We start from the raw sequence: 19661 nt of genomic DNA on the forward strand, positions 1-19661 counted from the left end.
ACCTGCAAGCAGTCGCTACGGCCGGTGGAGACGATCACGCACCAGCAGCGAAAGCTGTTACTTCGAGTAGTACTCGACGATCAGCTGTTCCTGCAGCGGCACATCGATCTGGGCGCGCTCGGGCAGCTGGTGCACCAGAATCCGCAGCCGGCCCGGGATCACCTGCAGCCAGCCCGGAACCGGGCGGTCGCCGATGGTCTCGCGCGCGACCTGGAACGGCAGCGTGCCGAGCGACTTCTCCTTGACATCGATGATGTCGTACTGGGTCACCTGGAAGCTGGGGACGTTCACGGCCCGGTTGTTCACCAGGAAATGACCGTGGCTGACCAGCTGGCGAGCCTGCCGACGGGTGCGCGCCAGACCGGCGCGGTACACGACGTTGTCGAGACGGGTCTCGAGCAGACGGAGCAGGTTGTCACCGGTCTTGCCCTTGAGGCGGTTGGCCTCTTCGTAGTACCGGCGGAACTGCTTCTCCATGACGCCGTAGGAGAAGCGCGCCTTCTGCTTCTCCTGCAGCTGGAGCAGATACTCGCTCTCCTTGATCCGCGCGCGGCCGTGCTGGCCGGGCGGGTACGGACGACGCTCGAACGCCTGGTCGCCTCCGACGAGGTCGACCCGCAGACGACGCGACTTGCGGGTGATAGGGCCTGTGTAACGAGCCATTTTTCGTTATTCCTTTCCCGCTAGACGCGACGCCGCTTGGGCGGACGGCAGCCGTTGTGCGGCTGCGGGGTGACATCGGAGATTGTGCCGACTTCCAGGCCTGCGGCCTGCAGCGAACGGATCGCGGTCTCGCGGCCCGAACCCGGGCCCTTGACGAACACGTCGACCTTCTTGACGCCGTTCTCCTGCGCCTTGCGGGCAGCGTTCTCGGCGGCGAGCTGCGCGGCGAACGGGGTCGACTTGCGCGAACCCTTGAAGCCGACGTGGCCCGAGGACGCCCACGAGATGACGTTGCCGGACGGGTCGGTGATCGACACGATCGTGTTGTTGAACGTGCTCTTGATGTGCGCGTGGCCGTGCGGGACGTTCTTCTTTTCCCGGCGACGCGACTTCTGGGTCTTCTTGGGGCCGGAGGCCCGACTCTTCGGAGGCATCCTTTATCCCCTACTTCTTCTTGCCTGCGACGGTGCGCTTGGGACCCTTGCGGGTGCGCGCGTTGGTCTTGGTGCGCTGGCCACGCACGGGCAGGCCACGACGGTGGCGCAGACCCTGGTAGCAGCCGATCTCGATCTTGCGCCGAATGTCGGCCTGCACCTCGCGACGCAGGTCACCCTCGACCTTGAGGGCCGAACCCTCGATGTAGTCACGCAGCTGCGTGACCTGCTCGTCGCTGAGGTCCTTCGACCGCAGGTCCGGGCTGACGCCCGTCGCCTCGAGGATCTCCTTGGCGCGGGTACGGCCGATGCCGTAGATGTAGGTCAGCGCGATCTCCATGCGCTTTTCGCGCGGAAGATCGACGCCCATGAGACGTGCCATGTGGCAGGTTCCTTAATCGTTGCGGAGGTCTGCTCCCTGTCCGTCCCCTCGTCTTGGTGGGGCCCCGGCCTCCGGTCCGGGGGTCTGCGGGCACAGTGTGTGCCCGTTGGCGCTGGGAGGTCTTCTTTCAGTTGGCCAAGCCGATCAGTGATCGGTGCCCGGCTGGTATCGCGAACTCAGCCCTGACGCTGCTTGTGGCGCAGGTTCTCGCAGATCACCATGACCCGACCATGACGGCGGATCACCTTGCACTTCTCGCAGATCTTCTTGACGCTCGGCTGAACCTTCACGTCCGTCCAATCTTGTTCGGTTCACACGGGTGTGAACACAGTTTTTCCCCAGCCGGAAGACTGGGGAAGTCTATTGTGCCGCCCAGCTGGGCGACGGTTCCCGTCCGGGGGCGGAACCCGCCGGACGAGTATGGGGGTTGCACCCCCACAAAAACTCGAGCGAAACGAGCCCGGCCGACGCTCTCCGTGAGCATGGCTCACTTACGAGGGGCGCGGCGGGCGCGGTCACTTGTAGCGGTACACGATGCGGCCGCGCGACAGGTCGTAGGGCGAGAGCTCGACGACCACACGGTCCTCGGGAAGGATGCGAATGTAGTGCTGCCGCATCTTTCCGCTGATGTGCGCGAGAACCTTGTGCCCGTTCTCGAGCTCGATCCGGAACATCGCATTGGGCAGCGGCTCGACAACTCGACCCTCGACCTCGATGGCCCCGTCTTTCTTCGCCATGTCCTCCGCGATCCCGGTTTACACTCAAACCTGGTTTGATTGTCTTGTATCTGATTCCATGTAACCCATCGGTCGACCCCGATCGGCGACATGCAAACAGTCGGCGCGTAGGTGCACCGCCGACCAAGCTTACCGGTTGAATCGCGGGCAGGCCAATTCACCCTGGTACAGGCGGCGCAAGCGGCTCTTGTTCCGCATTCGGCGCGTATGCGGCGGTGCGTGGACGTGCCGGTCTGGCGTAGGCATGGTTGCCGGAGTCCCTCTGCCCCCGCGTTGGGGCGGTGAGCGTCGCGCGGCGGCGGATAAGCACTGTCGGTCACGCCTGGCAGGTGCTGTCGATGACGAGACCAGCGCCGGTCGCAGTCGGATCATCGTCACACGGTTTCGCGCCGCCGTCCGCCGAGACCGCGCGGGAGCACGGCGATGCCTGGTGGATCCGGGCGCCGTCGAGCGCGTTGGCCACCCCGGCGAGGTCGCACAGGGAACGTCGGTGAAGTGTTGCGCTCGCCAGGTATAGAGGCCGCACTCGCCGGGATATAGAGGCCGCCGGAGCTCGGGATCGAGGCGGCGCCGATGGCGAAGCAGACACGCGACAATCGGTCACGCAGAGCAATAGCGACCACACATCACAACACTTCTCAGCGCGCCTATCGAGAGGCGCATGGGCTCAACAGATCCCGACGACAAGGGGTTTGAAAACCAGTCGTCGGGCCTACTCCCCACCCGTGATGAGGCAGAGTCGTCGCGTAAACTGACTTCAGCCCAGGAACAAAGGCCGAGCAGATCAAGGGGGACGTGTGAGCCGTAATAACGACGGCCTCCCCATGCTGCCCCCATGGCTATCCGAGAGCGATGTCACCGGCGGCTACGAAGCGCCCGTACAAAACCTGCCACACGACGACCTCATCGATGAAGCGCCTTCGCGGCGTGGACGTTCCAAGCGCGCACCGGAGACCGAGCGTCCCGAAGCCGCGCGCCGGGAAAAGCGCCGATTCGGCCGCCGCAAGGGTAAGGATGAGCAGTCCGAGGAGCAGGGCCAGCGCCCGGGTTCGGCCGGGCGCGAATTGTCCGGTCCCGGATTCGAATTGCACAGCGGACCGGGTGGTTTCCAGGGCCCGAACGCCATTCGCGGATCCGAATCCCAGCAGGGTCCCGAATCCCAGCAGGGTCCCGAGCCGGGGGATTCACCACAGCACGATGCCAATCCACCTGCGCGGCCGGAAAGCGTCGCGCACGGCTGGCAGAGCGGTAACCTGCTGCCAACCCGCAACCCACGCCAGCCCTCCGCCGGTTTCGACCCGCTCGGCAGCAGGCCGCCGACACCACCAGCGCAACCGCTGGTGCCGCCACGCCCTTCCAGCCCACAGCGGCCCGCTGCCGACCACCAGCAGCCGGGCGCTAGCCAAACGCCTCCGAACGAGCAGCCGGGCCAACCGACCGCGGCCACAGAGCCGCCCGTATCCGTCGAGGAAACGGTGCGCTACCAGTCGTCGCGCCCCGACCTGCCACCCCCGCCGAACCAGGCCGCCACACAACCGCATTCGCCGGTCGACGACTTCGATGCCCCTGCGCGACTCGACGAGACGCGACCCGCCTCGTATATGGAAGGCTCGCAACCCGATGAGTCGAGCCGGGCTGGATCGCACGGTGACGGCAGCCGGGCGGAGCAGGTTCGTCCATTGGGCTCACAAGGTGACGATGGTCCGCCGGCTTGGCTTGCACCGCAGCGGCCGACAGCGGAGCAGGCTGGTGCTGAGCAAGGAGCTGCGCGGACGGGGCAGCGGCCTGAATTGCCGCCGCCACCAGGGGAATCCGATACGCCGTCGGCGACGGATTCCGATGCGGCCTCGAACGTTGATGCCGCGGCGGCGGATGAGTCGGGTGCGGTAAGCCGTACGGATCGGGATGACCCAGCGCGAGCTCTCGCCGAGCAGGCCGCGAACGAAGCCGTGCGTTCCGCCGCGGGCGCCGAAACCGGCGATCGCGCGGAATCCCCCGGTGCGACACCGATATTCGATTCCGCGACCGTCGATCCGACCGGGCGGCCGAGTGGCTCCGCACGGGTTTCCGGCACCCCCTCCCCGGAGTACGGATCCGCACCGCGCGATCGTGCCCGGGATTCTGCTCCCGCTGCGGGCGGATCGCCTTCGGGCACAACATCTTCCGCGAGTGGCGCGGCGCCGCACGACTACAGCCGGTACGGCCAGGCACAACAAATCGCCGAGGACAATCCATCGCCCGGCTCGGGCCCGGTGACGCCACCCCAGATTCCCGGCGGCCAGTTCCAGCGCCCCCCGTCGGTTCCGGACGCATGCGGCGAGTTCGACCCGGCGTCCGCACCGCAAGCAACCGGCGGCGACTTCCAGCGTCCGCGCTTCACACCGCAGGAAGCTGACGTCCAAGGGCATACCGGCACCGGAGAGCCGGATCCCGATCGGGAACAAGGCCGGTCCGCGGCGCCCGGATGGGTCACCGGGCCGAATCCGACGGATCCGAGTTCCGAATTCCAGGGACCGGGGGCGACACCGGGCGAGGAGCGCGGACTTCCCGGTTCGGGCCCGCATGGAAGCGCGACCGAATCCCGGACCGGGACCGCCGGGCAGTTCGGATCCGGGGCGGCGCAACGGGGACGGGGACTGGCCACAGATGGTTGGGCCGCACACCCGGTGCCCGGAACGACGGGCGCATCGCTGCCCGTCGGTGGGCGGCACCGGTTGGCATCGGAGATCGACACGACCGAAGAGTCGAGTGGCTCCGGCGTTGATGCCGCGCGGACGGCCGATACAACTGGCGATCAGCAGGTTCCGTCCGGCGAGCAGTCCGCACCGCATGAGCCCGGCGACCGCGCGAGCACGACCGGAGCAGCGCAATCCGCGATAGCCGACGGACCGAGCGGCGACCGCGATGGGCCCGGGTACGCACAGTCCGCGACGGGACCTCGAGTGCCGAGCACCGACCAACCGAATGGTCAGTGGCACAACGGAGCCGGATATGCGCAACCGTCCACCGTGCGAGCACCGGTCGGCGACCAGGCACCGTGGCAAAGCGGCCACGGCCCCACCGGACAAGCCCCCGGCGGCGATCACGCAGCGCGGCAAGGCGGTTCCGCGCCGATGGGCCAGGCCCCCGGCGATTCGGCACTGTGGCGAGGCGGACCTGCTCCCACGGGACAGGCACCCGGCACCGACCACGCACCGTCCCAGAGTGGACCCATGGGACGAGGACCCGCCGGCGACCGGGCGCCATGGCAGAGTGAAACCGGGTCCACCGGGCATGCGGTCGCCGGCGATCACCTACCGTGGCAGGGCGGCCCCGCGACTGCGGGGCAGGAGGCCGGCGGCATCCCGGCACCGCAGCAGCGCGAGCCCGAACCAATGGGCCATGCCCCCGGCGGCGATCGAGCGCAAGGCGCGCCAGCGCCCGGCCCCCTGGGGCAGGCACCTGGGGAACAGACACGGTGGCAGGGCGGCCAAGGACGCACCGGCCAAGTGCCTGGCGGCGACCAGGCAGCACGGCAAAACGCACCCGGATACGGGCAGCCACATATCGGGCGCGCGCCGGAGGGTGAGCAGTGGCAGAATCCGGCGGCCCGGGGTACGGGGCAGCAGTCATCGGCGGGTGAGCAGCCGGATCAATGGCAGCAGGGACCGATGGCACCGCATGCGCCCGTTGGGAATCCGCAGGCCGGGTACCGCCAACCGCCCGCTGGGCCTGGGTATGGGCAGGAGATGGTGTCCGGGTATCAACCGGGTGCCCAGAATCAGCCTGGGCAGTATCAGCCGCAGCATCCGCATGGACCGCAGCCCTCGCTCGATGACGTGCCGTTGCGGCGCGCGAAGAAGTCGCCGAGCAGCGGGTGGCGCAAGGCTGTGCATCATGTGTCCGGTGGCGCGATCAATCCGGGATTGTCCGCGGAGGAGTTGCGGCTGCAGGAACTGGTCGCGCGGATCCGCCAGCCGGTGCACGGTGACTATCGGATCGCGGTGCTCTCGCTCAAGGGTGGTGTCGGAAAGACGACGACGACAATGGGTCTCGGCTCGATCTTCGCCTCCATCCGCGGTGACCGGGTGATCGCGGTCGATGCCAATCCGGATTTCGGCACGCTGTCGCAGCGGGTGCCGCTGCAGACCCGTTCGACCGTGCGCGATCTCCTGCTGGATCCCGCGATCCAGCGCTATTCGGATGTGCGCAGACACACCTCGCAGGGCACCAGCCGATTGGAAGTGCTTGCCAGCGAACGGGATCCGGCGGCGTCGGAGGCATTCAACGACGAGGAGTACCGTGCGGTCGCCCGCATCCTGCAGCGGTTCTACAACATCATCTTGACCGACTGCGGTACCGGACTGATGCATTCGGCCATGGGCGGCGTGCTCGACCTCGCGCATTCGCTGGTGTTGATCTCCTCGGCCGCGATCGATGGCGCGCGCAGTGCCGCGGCGACGCTCGATTGGTTGTCCCTGCACGGTCACGATCACCTGGTCCGCAATGCGGTCGTGGTGATCAATCTGCCGCGTGAGGGTTCCCCGAATGTCGGCATTCAGCAGCTGCGCGAATACTTCCTGTCGCGTTGCCGCGCCGTGCACATCATCCCGTACGACTCGCACCTGTCCGAGGGCGCCGAGATCGATCTGCACCGCCTGCACAAGAACACCAAACGCGCCTACGTCGAACTCGCCGCGACCGTCGCCGACGAATTCGGAATAGACCACCGCCGCTACAGTGTTTGATTTGCGGCGCGGCGTATTCGCGGCCCGCTGGTGTCTCGCGTCCGGCCCTTCCGAGCGACGTACAAGCAGTCGCTAGCGGGGTCGTCGAAACTCGCGACTTCGGCGCATGCGCTTCGACGACTCGGCTGAGTCGATGGCCGCGCCTTCGCGGGGACGCGAGACGAACCGCGAACTCCTCGCTCGTGATGCTCGCCCCGTTGGAGCGACCGACGCCGTAATCATGCGTGTTACCAATCATGTTTCGCCACAGTGCGTTTGAGGACCAAGGTAACCAAAGGGCCGGGCTCGCGGGCGGCCGGGCTGGCGATGGCCTTCAAGCTCATCGCAGCCGCACAGGCCCGCTGGCGCGCGGTCAACGCTCCACACCTGGTCGCCCTCGTCCGTGCCGGCGCTACATTCATCCGTGGCGAACTCGTCGAACGTCCCGGAGAGGTAGCAGCATGATCGAAGTCCAGATGCTCGACCCCGAGGACTGGCGACTGTGGCGAACACTGCGGCTGGAAGCGCTCGCCGAGTCGGGCCCGGCGTTCGGTGCGACACTCGCGCACTGGAGCGGCCCGGGCGACACCGAGCAACGGTGGCGGGCACGCCTGGTCGATGTCCCACTGAACATCGTGCTCCGGCTCGCCGACACCCCCGCGGGCTTGGTCGGCGCCTACGTTCGCGATGACACGACGGTGGAGCTGATATCAATGTGGGTCGCCCCGTTCGCCCGCGGGCGCGGTGTCGGCGATACGGCTGTACGCGCTGTCATGAACTGGGCAGGTCAGCGGGAGATCGTCCTGTCGGTCAAATCCGACAACGAACACGCGATCGGCTTATACCGGCGCCACGGCTTTATCGACGCTGGCCAATCACCCGACGACACCAACGAACGGTTCATGCGCCGACCCCATCACCAGTGATCATCCACAGATCTTGACAATCTCTCGAATCGAACACGGCGAGGTCACTGCGCTGGACGGATTCGGCATCGCGATCCTGTCCTTCAGCGATCCCGGCGATATCCACCTCGAGCTCACCGCACCGCTGTGAACCAGCCGGCGCACCGTAGTAACCCGACGTTCCGTCGGCATCCGACGCTGGTGCGTTCGAAAACCGACTCGGTACTGCCGAGTACCAGCGAGCTACTGTGCGCACTGAACGGGAAACAGGTCCGCGGACATATCTGCCGATAGTCGCACGATCTGGTCCGATTGCACCGGATGAGGCGGGAAAATCCCGAGGTCAGGGCCGTAATCGACTGTCTCCGAATGGAATTGGTCGCCAATATCGACACCTGGGCCACCGAGCATCTGACGCTGCGCACCGGCCACCGTCGCGACGCCGAACTCGGCGACATCATCGATCGCATCGCGGCCACCGCCGACCGCGCCTTCCACCTGCTGATGACCGATGATCTGACCGGTGAACATATGCATGTGGCATGGACGCGACTGGCCGAATTGTCGATCGGCGCCGGTGCCTCTCACTCAACACCAGACGCCGGTGAGCTGAGCAGGTCCACCGCTTTCCGAATCGGCAAGGGGCCGTGGCTACCGATAAGGTCGCCACGGCCCCTCGTCGACCCGGGCCGTCACCACTCCGGGAGTCGCCGCCGTCCCGCGAGCACATCGCGCACCAAATCATCGTAGGCATCGGCCAATTCGGCGAGATGATGCCACGAAGCGTGCAATTGTTCATCGTGGGCGTCCAAGGTCATCAGCGCGTGGTGCGCGCGAACCGAGGATTCCGCGATCCGGTCGATGACCGAGCCGACGGTTTCGGTGTGCAGGGTGGCGCCGAGCCGATGCTGCGGCACGCTGCGCGCCACCCAGTCGTCGATCGCCATGACCAATTCACCTCTGCGACGCTCGATTTCGAGGATCGTCGCCGGATCGGTCGATACCGATCCGCCACGACCTACGAGGCGTCTCTCATGCAGAATCGCGAGGTCACGGGCGAACCATAGCAGCGGACCACCAACAACTCGGTGACCACGACACGCCCGAACAAGTAGATCCGAGGTGGGAAGCAGTCCGGGAGTCAGGGACTGCACCGTCGAATCGACACACCGCGATGCGCCTGGAAGAGCCATCACTACCGTTGAATCCGAACCTGCCACGTTGCCTCGCCGTCGTCGCCGCACAACACCTGGATCAGGACGTTCATTACAATAAACCTCTGAAGGCACCTGTCAAGCGTTACCGGGCCGTAGGGAGTAACGAAGAGTACACTTCGTTACCTGCACGACTGACCGAGGAGCATGATGGCGGACGGTGCGACGTATCTCCGGATCGCAGACCTCCTCCGCGAGGAGATCCGCGCAGGCAAGTGGAATCCGGGTGATCGGTTGCCCAGCCACACCGAGCTGGCCGATCAAATGCAGGTTTCGATCACTACCGCGCGCAACGCCATTCAGGTATTGGTAACCGAAAATCTCGTCTACACAGCTACTTCCCGTGGCACCATCGTCCGAAACCAAGAAGTCCTGGAATCGGTTGTCACCGACCATATTCGTCCGGATCGTCCGCAATCGGCCCACGATATCTTCGAAGAGATCGCGCGCGCCGCACATCGCGAACCGACCAAGGAGTTCAGCGCGAAAATGGAACCGGCGAATCCGGAAGTGGCCTACTGGCTAGGCGTGCCGGAGAATTCCTGGATCTTGGCCAGGACAGTCGTGCAGTTCCTGGACAACGAACCGTGGTCGTGGGAGGTCAGTTTCTATCCGCGGGACCTGGCGGAAGCGACCGGTATCGATTCGCCGCACGACATTCCCGAGGGCACGACACGCCGACTGGCCGACCGCGGCCACGCCGAGACCGCACACCGCGACACGCTCGTCGCCCGCCCGGCCAGTGCCGAGGAGGCGATCGTGCTCGGGGTCGCGACCGGCACCATCATGCTGGACCATCTACGCATCGGCGCCAACCACGACCGCATCACCAGGGCCACCCGGCACCGGTCGATCGCCACCCGCAATCGGCTGGCCTATGAACTCGGCGACGACGCGGGCACCACCGTCATCCGACACACGCTCGGCATCTCCTACCGGCCGGGTATCGCGTTGCCATGAAAAACGTTCCGCCATGAATACGGTGCAGTCATGATAACCATCCGCCTGGGGGCGCTGAGTGATCTCGGCACCATCTGTCGACTCCGGATCCAGCGCACCGCGTGGCTCACCGCGCGCGGCTCCGATCAGTGGACCGTCGCGGGCCGCGGCCTACCGATCGAGACCTTCGCACAGGCGGTCGGCGAAGCGCTGGACGCGGGCGAAACCTGGATTGCCGAGGTCACAGGAGAACCGGCCGGGACGATCACCGTCAACGACCGCTCGGACCCGGGTCTGTGGTCGCCATGGGAGCTGGCCGACGCGGTCATCGCCCATTACATGATCGTCGACGTCCGCTTCGCCGGTCAGCGCATCGGTCACCGGCTGCTCGCCCACGCCGCATCGCTTGCGCGCCAACGACAACGCCATTGGGTCCGGCTCGATGCCTGGACCACCAATAGCGATCTGCACGACTACTACCGCAGGGAAGGCTTCCACCTGGCCAGGATCGCGGGCCCGGCCGCCTCGGGACCGTCCCGCGCGCTGTTCCAACGCCGCTCCGACAGCTGGACATTCGAACCGATGACGCCGGTGCCGACCCCGGTGCCGCAGTCGGCGCCCGAGGCTCACAGCGGCGGCAGATAGGCGATCTGCACCATCTCCTGACCGCGGTTGCGCGACACCAGGATGCCACGACCGGGCGGCAGCTTCATCGGACGGACGTCACCGATCAGTTTGCCCTCGTCCTTCGGGCCGCTCATGATCAGCGCGTCGACGGAGAGGTTCTTCATACCACCGAGCACATTGTCGTAGAGGGCCCGCGAGACGCCGCCGGTGCGTCGGGTGACGACCACATGCAGTCCGATATCGCGGGCCTGCGGCAGGTATTCCAGCAGCGGCAGCAGTGGATTGATGCCCGCGGTGATCATGTCGTAATCGTCTATCAGCAAATAGATTTCGGGCCCGGTCCACCAGCTGCGCTCGCGCAATTGCTGCGGGGTGATATCGGAGCCCGGAATGCGCTTGGACATATATCGCGCAAGCTCGTTGACCATCGGTCCGCAGGTCTGCGATGAGGTGGAATAACCACCGAGATGGGCCTCGTCGACCACGCCGAGTAGACTGCGGCGGTAGTCGATCAGGATGATCTTGGCCTGCTCCGGTGTCGCGTTCTCGGTAATGCCCATGGCGATATTGCGCAGCAGCGTGGTTTTGCCGCATTCGACATCGGCGAAGGCCATGAAGTGTGGCTCCTGGCCGAAATCCAGTACGAACGGATCCAATTCGTTCTCGCCGAGCCCGACGAGGACCTTGGTCGGGCCGAGTTCGGCGTCGTGTTTGCGCGCGATCGCCACGACCTCGTCGCGACTGATCTGCAGCGGCAGCATGCGCACCTCGGGGGCACGACGGCCCGGGTACAGCTGCTGCATCTGGTCCCTGGCCTGGACAGCCCCCTCGGCCAGGGTCTGCGGATCGGAATCGGAATCCAGCCGGGGCAGCGCGATGAGCATATGCAGTTCATCGGGTGTGAGACCGCGACCGGGGCGGCCCACCGGCACGAGAGCCGCTGTGCGCCTGCCCATTTCGGAATCCGTGGGATCGCCGAGGCGCAGCTCGACTCGGGTACCGATCTGATCCTTCACATTGGGCCGGATCTCGCCCCAGCGCGCGGCGCCGATGATCAGGTGAATGCCATACGAAAGACCCTGTGCCGCAATGGCGGTGATCTGTGGTTCGACGGTGTCGAACTCCTCGCGCATGGCCTGCCAGCCGTCGATGACCAAGAAGACATCGCCGAACTGGTCCGCGGCCAGTGGATCGTTGGGATCGGCCTCGGTCCCGTTGATGAGCCGGGCCTCCATCTGGGAGTACTTGCGGCGCCGGAAATCAACCATGGATTCGATGCCGAGTTCGGCGAAGCGCTCCTCGCGCTGGCGCATCAGTGTGGTCAGCTCGGCGACGGTGCGGCGCACCCGATCACCGTCCAGACGGCCCGCGACCGAACCGACATGCGGTAGACCGGCCAGACCCGCCAGGCTGCCGCCACCGAAATCGAGGCAGTAGAACTGGACCTGTTCGGGGCTGTGCGTCGCCGCGGCGGCCATGACGATGGTGCGGATCGTTGTCGACTTACCGGACTGCGGACCCCCGACGACCGCGACATTGCCTTGGGCACCGGCCAATTGAATGGTCAGCACATCGCGGCGCTGTTCGTAGGGTTTGTCGATGATGCCGATCGGCATCCACAGCTGGCCGTGCCGATTGACCGGGGAGCGCCAGTCGGGATCGGGCAGCAGCATATCCACCGTCGGCGATTCGTCCAGCGGCGGCAGCCATACCTCGTGCGCCGGACGGCCGTGTCCGGTCAGGCGTTTCACGACCACCTCGAGCAGCGTCTCCGGAACGCCGCCGAACGACTCCTCGTCCGGCTCGGCGCCTGGTGGCGGCGGCAGATCGGGCCGTTCCATCCGCACCGGCTCCGGCCGCTCCTCGACCGCTACGGGTCCGGCCGTGAAAACCGTCGGCGACTGACCGCCGACCACCCGGCCGTCCACCTGTCGATTGCCACTCGGCGAGACATACGGTCCGGAGACGTAGGTCGCGTTGAACCGCAACGGATCGTCGGCATCACTCTTGAGGTAACCGGAGCCCGGAATGCCGGGCAGGTGGTAGGCATCGGTGATGCCGAGTACCGCGCGGGATTCGTTGGCGGAGAAGGTGCGCAGACCGATCCGATAGGACAGATGCGAATCCAGTCCGCGCAGCTTGTTCTCCTCGAGTCGCTGCGAGGCGAGCAGCAGATGGACGTGCAGTGACCGGCCGAGGCGGCCGATCATGACGAACAGATCCGCGAAATCCGGTTTCTGCGAAAGCAATTCGGAGAACTCATCGACGATGACGAACAGCGCGGGTAGCGGGTCGAGCGCGACGCCCGCAGCGCGTGCCTTCTCGTAGTCGTTGACATTGGCGAAATTGCCCGCGGCGCGCAGCAATTCCTGGCGGCGGTTCATCTCACCGGCGAGCGCATCCTTCATCCGGTCCACCATCGAGAGCTCTTCCTCGAGGTTGGTGATGACCGCGGCGACATGTGGCAGCGCGTCGAGGCCGAGGAAAGTCGCGCCGCCCTTGAAGTCGACGAGCACCAGGTTCAGCGCATCCGGGGAGTGCGTGGTCACCATGGATAGCACCAGCGTGCGCAGGAATTCGGACTTACCCGAACCCGTTGCGCCGATGCACAATCCGTGTGGTCCCATACCACTCTCGGCGGATTCCTTGATATCGATTTCGACCGGGGTACCATCCGGAGTGACGCCGATCGGTACCCGCAGCCGCTCCCGCGCGGTGCGCGGACGCCAGACCTTCGACGGTTCGATCTGCGCCGCATCCGGAATCTTCAACAGCGCCATCAATCCCGGATCGGTCCTGGTGTCATCACCGAGGCTGACGATCTGTGCGGCAGTGGCGATCCGGAACCGGGCCAGCCGGCGGGCGAAGGAGGCCGATTCGGCCGTACTCACCTCGTCCGCGATGGCGAATTTCTCGGCTCCCGCAGCACTTTTCGCACTCACCGCACCGTCGCCGACCACCAATTGCAGACCGCGCCGCGCGGCCAGGCCGTTCTCCGGTGCGGTCAGATCGAGCACGGTGACCGAATCCAGACCGGCCTCGCTGATCAGCCGCTCGGTACCGCTGACGTAGCCGTCATCGACAATGACCACCAGATGCAAACGGCCCTGTGTCGGTTGCGGATTGCGCATGAAGCGGCCGCGTTCGAGCAGTTCCGAGGCCAGCGCGGTTTCGAGTTCGGCCAGTGAGCCGTACATCATCCTGGCCGAGCCCATGCCATCGCGGACAGTGGGATGTTGCAGGTGGGGCAACCATTTCGCCCATCCCCAGGACGGTCCGTCCGGATCGGCGCAGACAATGGCGATCGCGACGTGATCGGGTCCGTGAAACGCGGTGAGCTCCATCAGCATCGCCCGCGCCAGCATCCTGGCCTCCCCGGTATCGCCGCCGATATTGATGGCTGGGAAGGCCCGCAGCGATACCGCGGTCGGCAGCTGATGCACCACCGAATGGGTTCGTACGAAACGGCGCAGGGCCACCGTGGAGACCGGCTCCAGATCCTCGAGCGGTCCGGTTTCCGGACGCGCCAACTTGGTCGCCAACCGGTGGCTACCCACCCCGACCCGCACATGTCCGAAGTCCGGATCGTTGGGCCTGCGCTCCCACATCCGGCGGGTACCGACCACCGACGGCAAATCGATCGGCTCCGGATGACTCCAGATCAGCGATTCCAGTTGCTTATTGCCGGTGCGGCGGACGTCGTTGCGCATCTGGTCCAGATAGCGGAAGTAGTCCTTGCGTTCCTCGTTGAGTTCCCCCGCCCCCTTGGGGCCGTTGCCCCGCATGCCGAGCATCATGCCGCCCATCGACATGAGCATCATCATCGGGAACATCAACATGAACGGATTGGCGAGCAGGTTGCGACCCATCATCACCATCATCGCGATCATGCCGACGACGGCGACCACCATGATCACCGGCATCAACTTCATGATCAGTGGTCCCGGCAGGACCCGCTGGATCTCCGGCGGCGAATTCAACGCCACCTCACCGCCCGGTGCGCGCGGCGGGGCGATGCGGGGGCGGCGCACGAAACCTTCGGTAGCCATGGGTCCTCTACTGCTCGGTTGCTTCGGACTCGAGGTCGGCCCAACCCCGAGCGCGCCGGAACGGAATCGACAGTGCCGCAACGAGTCCCAAGATGATCAGACAGGCGAGCGAGCCGATGATCGCGATACGGCGCGGCAGCGGATCGGGTCCGGTCGGATGCACCGGGGCCGCCATCGCACGCGGGGTGTCGGAACCGACGCTCACCGGCTTATCCGGTAGTTGCGCGGTGAGCGCGGCCAGCGGATCGATCAGGCCGTGGCCGACCCGATCGTCACGGCCGGGACCCGGTGCATGTGCGGTGCGGGTGATCCGCTCGATCACCTGTCCGGCCGTCAACTCCGGGAACCGGGACCGGACCAGTGCGGCGAGTCCGGCGACGTAGGGTGCGGCGAAACTGGTGCCCTGGATGGTTCCGGTGCCCTCCTGGGTGATCGCGCCGTTGACCAGTCCGGTGCCGCCCGGCTTATTGTCGAGCGAGACGATATTGCGCCCGATGGCGGCGGCACCGACCCACGGCCCGTGCAGCGACAGCGCTGAGGGTGCGCCGTTCGGATCGATGGAGGCAACGGTCAGGACGTAGGGCTGGAACCACGCCGGACTCGCGATGGTCTGCACGCTGTCCCAGCCGCTACGGTCGTTCTGCTTCTCGCAGGCACCGCCGTTTTCCACATTGCCCGCCGCGGCCACTACTACGACGTTGTGGTCGTAGGCGTACTTCACCGCGGCACCGAGTGGGACGTCGGCGGTATCGGTTCCGACTGCGCTGCATGAGACTTCGGAAATATTGATGACGGTGGCACCCAAATCGACCGCGCGCACCACCGCTGCGGCCAGCGCGAGCACACTGCCGTACCCGGAGCGCACCATGGCATCCGGCGGCTGATCGCCGCCCGCGCGATCCTTGCGCTCATAGTGCGTACTCAACTGGCGGATGGTGAGGATCTCGGCATCGGGCGCGACGCCGACGAAGGCATCGTCCGGGCTGGGGCGGGCGGCGATAATGCCGGCGACGAGGGTGCCGTGGCCGTCGCAGTCGACGGTGCCGTCGGAGTCCGAGACATAGTCGCCCCCGGCCTGTAGTGCGGGCAGTCGGGGATGCCGATTCACGCCGGTGTCGATAACCGCAACCTTTTGTCCCGCACCGCGACTGAATTGCCAAGCCGCTGGCAGATTGAGCACCCGCTGCGGCAGCGGCGGCTCAACGGGCGGAGCACCGATGAGCGACAAATCGGCACAGACGATCTTCTGTTCGGTCGGCTCCAAGGGCGCGGGGCGACCGCTGAGCGCCTGCGCCGGCCCGAGCGCACCCGGGTCGACGGTCGGTGGCGGGACGGCACCGACCGGGGCGGACCAAGCGAGCACAGATACGCCGAGAACCGCTGCGGCGCAGATGATTCCGGTACCGCGCCGCCAGCCGGGCTGGCCGGCCCGAGCGGTCATATGTTCCTGGCCATCGAATACACCCCCATGATCCACAGCACCAGCGGGATCACCACGACGATCAGCAGATATTCGGTGATCTCCATGGCCCGGCGCGTCACGGGTGTCACCTCGAGGTGCGGACCGATCACGCCGAACACCACCACCGCCGCCGCGCAGGCCAGCAACAGCGCACCCGCCAGCAGCAGCAGACCCGAATCGCCGAGGGCAAGTCCGGTGATCAACCCCATGACGACGACGCATCCGCCCGCGGTCAGCGCACCCGCCTGCACCAGATCGGCGAACGAACGGCCGCGCAGGCCGATGATCACCGCGGCGATCACGGCGAGCGTAATCCCTTGCCAGCGTGCGGATCCCAGCGGATCGGCGGCACCGAGCGCACCGACCGCCGCGGCAATGGCGCACGCGATGAGCATGCCGGTCTGGTACTGGTTCGCGACCCTGGCCCGCTCACCGAGTCCGGCCGCCGAAGGCAGTGCCGTCGCGCCGATCGCGCCGATGCCCTCGATGGTGGGGCGCGGTTCGTGATCCGCCGGATCGATCGCGCCACCCGCGGTCGGCACCGGTGGAATCGGCAGCCGGGCCAGCGCCGCCGCCAGCCGCGGCACCCCGGAGATCAATGTGATGGCCACCACCAGGATTGCGGCGCAGATCTTGGGCAGGTCGAAATCCCACATCATCCGCACCAGTGCGGCGATTGCGCCGAACAGCGCGACGGTCACCGCGGCCGCGGCCAGCGCGGCGCCGGTCGCGGTGGCGCGATAGATCACCGTCGCGGCCACCACTGTGACCGAACAGCCGAGCAGCAGATGCGGACTGCCGAGAGCACCCGGCACGAATAGCGCTGCGCCACCGCAGAACAACAGCAGCGCGCACAGCGACAGCCAGGTGGCCGTCAATCGATCCGCGTACTTACGCGCCGCGATGGCCGCGGCAACCGCGGCGACGATGGCGGCGCCGGTCGCGAGGAACGGTGCGGCCAGCCCGCCGCCGTGTGCACGTCCGGCGGCGAGCAGCAGCAGCGCCAGTACTACCGCCGACACCGCGGCGACCAGACCGGTCCAGCGCGCCGCGGCAGGCGACCAGCCACGGAAATCGACACTGGTGAGCCGGGCTACCGCATCGATGACATCGTCGAAGAGCGCGGGCGACTCCTTCGCGGTGACCGAACGCAGCACCAGTAGTTCGCCGTCGAACACCTCGGCCTCGATGAGACTGCGGCTCGGTGCGATGGCGTCACGGCCCAGCCGGGCCAGCGTCCAGTGTTCGGTATGCAGTGGGGTGCCGCCGTCGTCGCCCTCCACCACATCGGGATTGCGCGATTCGATCAGGGCGACGAGATCACCGATAAATGTGGCGATCGGCACGGTCGCCGGCAGCCCGACATCGAGCTGGGTATTTCCACCGATGACGGAGACCCGGCACAGTTCGGGTTCGGCGGCGCGGGTGCCGCTGCTCAACGGTTCGGTCAATTGCGCACCGACCCCGGCTCTTTATGGAACGATCCAAACACTTGCGCCCGGTTTCCTACCTGTCGAACCAACTCAGCGACTCGGATCCACTCTCGCACGAACGTATCCCCCGTCGGATGTGGTTGTCGCACACTTTGCAACCCATCGGCAGCAAAACATAATGTATCGGACGAGCCGAGCCGATGCGATCGCTAAGCTGGCCGGAAGATGTACGCGCACAATCGCGCGACAAAAAGATGGCTCCAACCAACACTTCGGAGTTTGACAGCAATGACCGGCAACCGCCAAGCACAACGGGCCTTCGACGCCGGAATCCTGTCGCTGGGCCTGAGCATCGACGGACAGGAATCGGCTCGCGATCTCGAGTACGCGAAACTGGCGTTTCAGCGCGCCACCGAGTGGGACCCGACGATGTGCGATGCCTGGCTCGGCCGGGCCGCGGCGGGCGAGGTCACCACCGAGGTGCTCTACAACCTGTACAAGAACAGCGGGACAACACTTTTCCGCGAGCAACGCCGGTTGGGGCTGGCTCCGCGGGCCTTGGCCGGACGTTTCCTGGCCGGGCTGTACATCGACTATCCGCTGGCGAGCCACGCCGAAATCTGGCTCGCCCAAGCGGCACAGCTGATCAGCGAGAAGGAGTACGACGAGGCCGAACGGGTACTCGACGAACTCGCCACCCATCGCGCCTCGATGCTCTCGGATACCGATCGGGAGATCGACGATCGGATCTGTGCCTATATCCGTGGCGTACTGCATTTCAACACCCAGCGCTGGCCCGACGTGATGGCCGTACTCGCCGGATCCGCCGAATGGGACGACCCGTATCTAGCCGCGGGCGCACATGTGATGGTCGGCTCGGCCTGCGCCCAGCTCGGTCTGTTCGGCGAGGCCATCCGCCGCATGGAACAGACCGAGGCGGGCCCGATTCCGGCGGCCCGGACCACCGCCATGTTCTGCCGTGGCCTGTGCCTGCGCGAGACCGGTAAAGAAGCCGAGGCACAGGCCCTTTTCGAGAAGGTGTATTCGCAGGCACCGGATTTCGCCGCGAATACCGCGGCCATGCGCGACCGCACCTACCGGCTCACGGTGACCACCAAAGAGTCGATCGATGCGCGCACCGACCGCTGGGATCCGGCCTCGGCGCCCTCGGCGGAGGCGATGCAGCATGCCGACGCCGAGGACCGCGCCAAGAGGATCCTGGCCGATGCCCGCGCCGAACTGGATAAGCAGATCGGCCTCGAATCGGTGAAAACGCAGGTCGCGAAGTTGCAGGCGACCGCGCAGCTGGCGAAGATCCGGGCCGAAAAGGGAATGGCCAGCATGGCTCGCGGCAACCACCTGGCCTTCACCGGTCCACCCGGCACCGGTAAGACCACCATCGCCCGGGTGGTGGCCAAAATCTATTGCGGCGTAGGCCTGCTCGAGACCGATAAGGTCGTCGAGGCCAAACGCGTGGACTTCGTGAGCCAGAATCTCGGCGGCACCGCGATCAAGACCGACAAGCTGATCGATACCGCGATGGACGGTGTGCTGTTCATCGACGAGGCATACACGCTGATCCAGACCGGTTTGCAGGGCGGTGACGCCTTCGGCCGCGAGGCAGTGGATACGCTGCTGGCCCGGATGGAGAACGACCGTGACCGGCTGGTGGTCATCATCGCGGGCTACGACGGCGAGATCGACCGACTACTCGCCGCGAACGACGGTCTGGCTTCACGTTTCGCCAAACGCCTGCAGTTCCCGTCCTACACCCCGACCGAGCTCGGCCGGATCGGCAGCCTGATCGCCCGCTCGCGCGATTCCGAGTTATCCGAGGGGGCAATGGAACTGCTGGTCGAGGCGTGCGGGCGGCTCTACGAGGCCGAGCGGGTCGATCAGAGCGGACAGCCGCGGCGGGGCATCGATCTCGCGGGCAACGGTCGATTCGTGCGCAACCTCATCGAATCCGCGGAGGAGGAACGCGAATTCCGCCTGGCCAATGACGAGTCGCTGGATCTGAGCGCGGTGGACGAGACGGTGCTGATGCGCATCGAGGCGCCGGATATGCAGGCCGCGCTCAGCACCGTGCTGGCCGCACTCGGCGTCTGAG

The 19661-nt window shown here is 66.2% G+C and carries 15 protein-coding genes and 1 pseudogene; 7 read left to right on the forward strand and 9 right to left on the reverse strand.

The features are described from left to right. Nucleotides 1-57 precede the first annotated feature (57 nt). The 5 genes from rpsD to infA form a co-directional block, all read right to left on the reverse strand. Nucleotides 58-663 (reverse strand): 30S ribosomal protein S4, encoded by a 606-nt coding sequence (rpsD, locus tag ACW2Q0_RS22215; protein ID WP_364390901.1) that lies wholly within the window; start codon nucleotides 661-663, stop codon nucleotides 58-60. 20 nt (nucleotides 664-683) lie between these two features. Continuing rightward, complete coding sequence (gene rpsK, locus ACW2Q0_RS22220) at nucleotides 684-1097, reverse strand: 30S ribosomal protein S11 (RefSeq protein WP_014349147.1); 414 nt, start codon at nucleotides 1095-1097, stop codon at nucleotides 684-686. 10 nt (nucleotides 1098-1107) lie between these two features. Further along, complete coding sequence (rpsM, locus tag ACW2Q0_RS22225) at nucleotides 1108-1479, reverse strand: 30S ribosomal protein S13 (RefSeq protein WP_364390903.1); 372 nt, start codon at nucleotides 1477-1479, stop codon at nucleotides 1108-1110. A gap of 176 nt (nucleotides 1480-1655) precedes the next feature. Then, complete coding sequence (gene rpmJ / locus ACW2Q0_RS22230) at nucleotides 1656-1769, reverse strand: 50S ribosomal protein L36 (RefSeq protein WP_040686659.1); 114 nt, start codon at nucleotides 1767-1769, stop codon at nucleotides 1656-1658. Nucleotides 1770-1994: 225 nt separating this feature from the next. Next, the gene (gene infA, locus ACW2Q0_RS22235; protein WP_003418601.1) at nucleotides 1995-2216 is read right to left on the reverse strand and encodes a translation initiation factor IF-1; all 222 of its coding nucleotides are present in this window, start codon (nucleotides 2214-2216) and stop codon (nucleotides 1995-1997) included. Nucleotides 2217-3013: 797 nt separating this feature from the next. On the opposite strand from infA, the gene ACW2Q0_RS22240 reads away from it, so the two are divergent. From ACW2Q0_RS22240 to ACW2Q0_RS22255, 4 genes and pseudogenes are all read left to right on the forward strand, one after another. After that, nucleotides 3014-6943 (forward strand): nucleotide-binding protein, encoded by a 3930-nt coding sequence (locus ACW2Q0_RS22240; protein WP_457192819.1) that lies wholly within the window; start codon nucleotides 3014-3016, stop codon nucleotides 6941-6943. 231 nt (nucleotides 6944-7174) lie between these two features. Continuing rightward, nucleotides 7175-7387, forward strand: a pseudogene (locus tag ACW2Q0_RS22245) (IS256 family transposase); the annotation flags it as partial. Further along, a complete protein-coding gene (locus ACW2Q0_RS22250; protein WP_457192820.1) occupies nucleotides 7384-7848 on the forward strand; it encodes a GNAT family N-acetyltransferase in 465 nt (154 codons plus the stop codon). The pseudogene ACW2Q0_RS22245 and the gene ACW2Q0_RS22250, both read left to right, overlap by 4 nt. 348 nt (nucleotides 7849-8196) lie before the next feature. After that, on the forward strand, nucleotides 8197-8577 hold the full coding sequence (locus ACW2Q0_RS22255; protein WP_457192821.1) for a hypothetical protein: 381 nt from the start codon (nucleotides 8197-8199) through the stop codon (nucleotides 8575-8577). On the opposite strand, the gene ACW2Q0_RS22260 is transcribed toward ACW2Q0_RS22255, so the two are convergent. After that, a complete protein-coding gene (locus tag ACW2Q0_RS22260; RefSeq protein WP_457192822.1) occupies nucleotides 8520-8774 on the reverse strand; it encodes a DUF4254 domain-containing protein in 255 nt (84 codons plus the stop codon). The two genes, ACW2Q0_RS22255 and ACW2Q0_RS22260, sit on opposite strands and share 58 nt — an antisense overlap. Before the next feature lie 417 nt (nucleotides 8775-9191). On the opposite strand from ACW2Q0_RS22260, the gene ACW2Q0_RS22265 reads away from it, so the two are divergent. Next, complete coding sequence (locus tag ACW2Q0_RS22265; RefSeq protein ID WP_457192823.1) at nucleotides 9192-10001, forward strand: GntR family transcriptional regulator; 810 nt, start codon at nucleotides 9192-9194, stop codon at nucleotides 9999-10001. A gap of 30 nt (nucleotides 10002-10031) precedes the next feature. Next, on the forward strand, nucleotides 10032-10625 hold the full coding sequence (locus tag ACW2Q0_RS22270; protein ID WP_457192824.1) for a GNAT family N-acetyltransferase: 594 nt from the start codon (nucleotides 10032-10034) through the stop codon (nucleotides 10623-10625). Here the strand turns inward: ACW2Q0_RS22270 and eccCa are convergent. From eccCa to eccD, 3 genes are read right to left on the reverse strand one after another with little or no spacing between them, the layout of a single operon-like run. Further along, nucleotides 10607-14656, reverse strand: a complete 4050-nt coding sequence (gene eccCa / locus ACW2Q0_RS22275; protein WP_457192825.1) for a type VII secretion protein EccCa — start codon at nucleotides 14654-14656, stop codon at nucleotides 10607-10609. The two genes, ACW2Q0_RS22270 and eccCa, sit on opposite strands and share 19 nt — an antisense overlap. A 7-nt stretch (nucleotides 14657-14663) precedes the next feature. After that, on the reverse strand, nucleotides 14664-16097 hold the full coding sequence (mycP, locus tag ACW2Q0_RS22280) for a type VII secretion-associated serine protease mycosin (RefSeq protein ID WP_457192826.1): 1434 nt from the start codon (nucleotides 16095-16097) through the stop codon (nucleotides 14664-14666). Then, nucleotides 16094-17569, reverse strand: coding sequence for a type VII secretion integral membrane protein EccD (eccD, locus tag ACW2Q0_RS22285; protein WP_457192827.1), 1476 nt, complete (start codon nucleotides 17567-17569; stop codon nucleotides 16094-16096). The genes mycP and eccD overlap by 4 nt, the downstream gene beginning before the upstream one ends. A 270-nt stretch (nucleotides 17570-17839) precedes the next feature. Here eccD and eccA point away from each other — a divergent pair, with 270 nt between their 5' ends. Beyond that, on the forward strand, nucleotides 17840-19660 hold the full coding sequence (gene eccA, locus ACW2Q0_RS22290; RefSeq protein WP_457192828.1) for a type VII secretion AAA-ATPase EccA: 1821 nt from the start codon (nucleotides 17840-17842) through the stop codon (nucleotides 19658-19660). Nucleotide 19661: the final 1 nt, after the last annotated feature.

Source organism: Nocardia citri, from assembly GCF_054065835.1.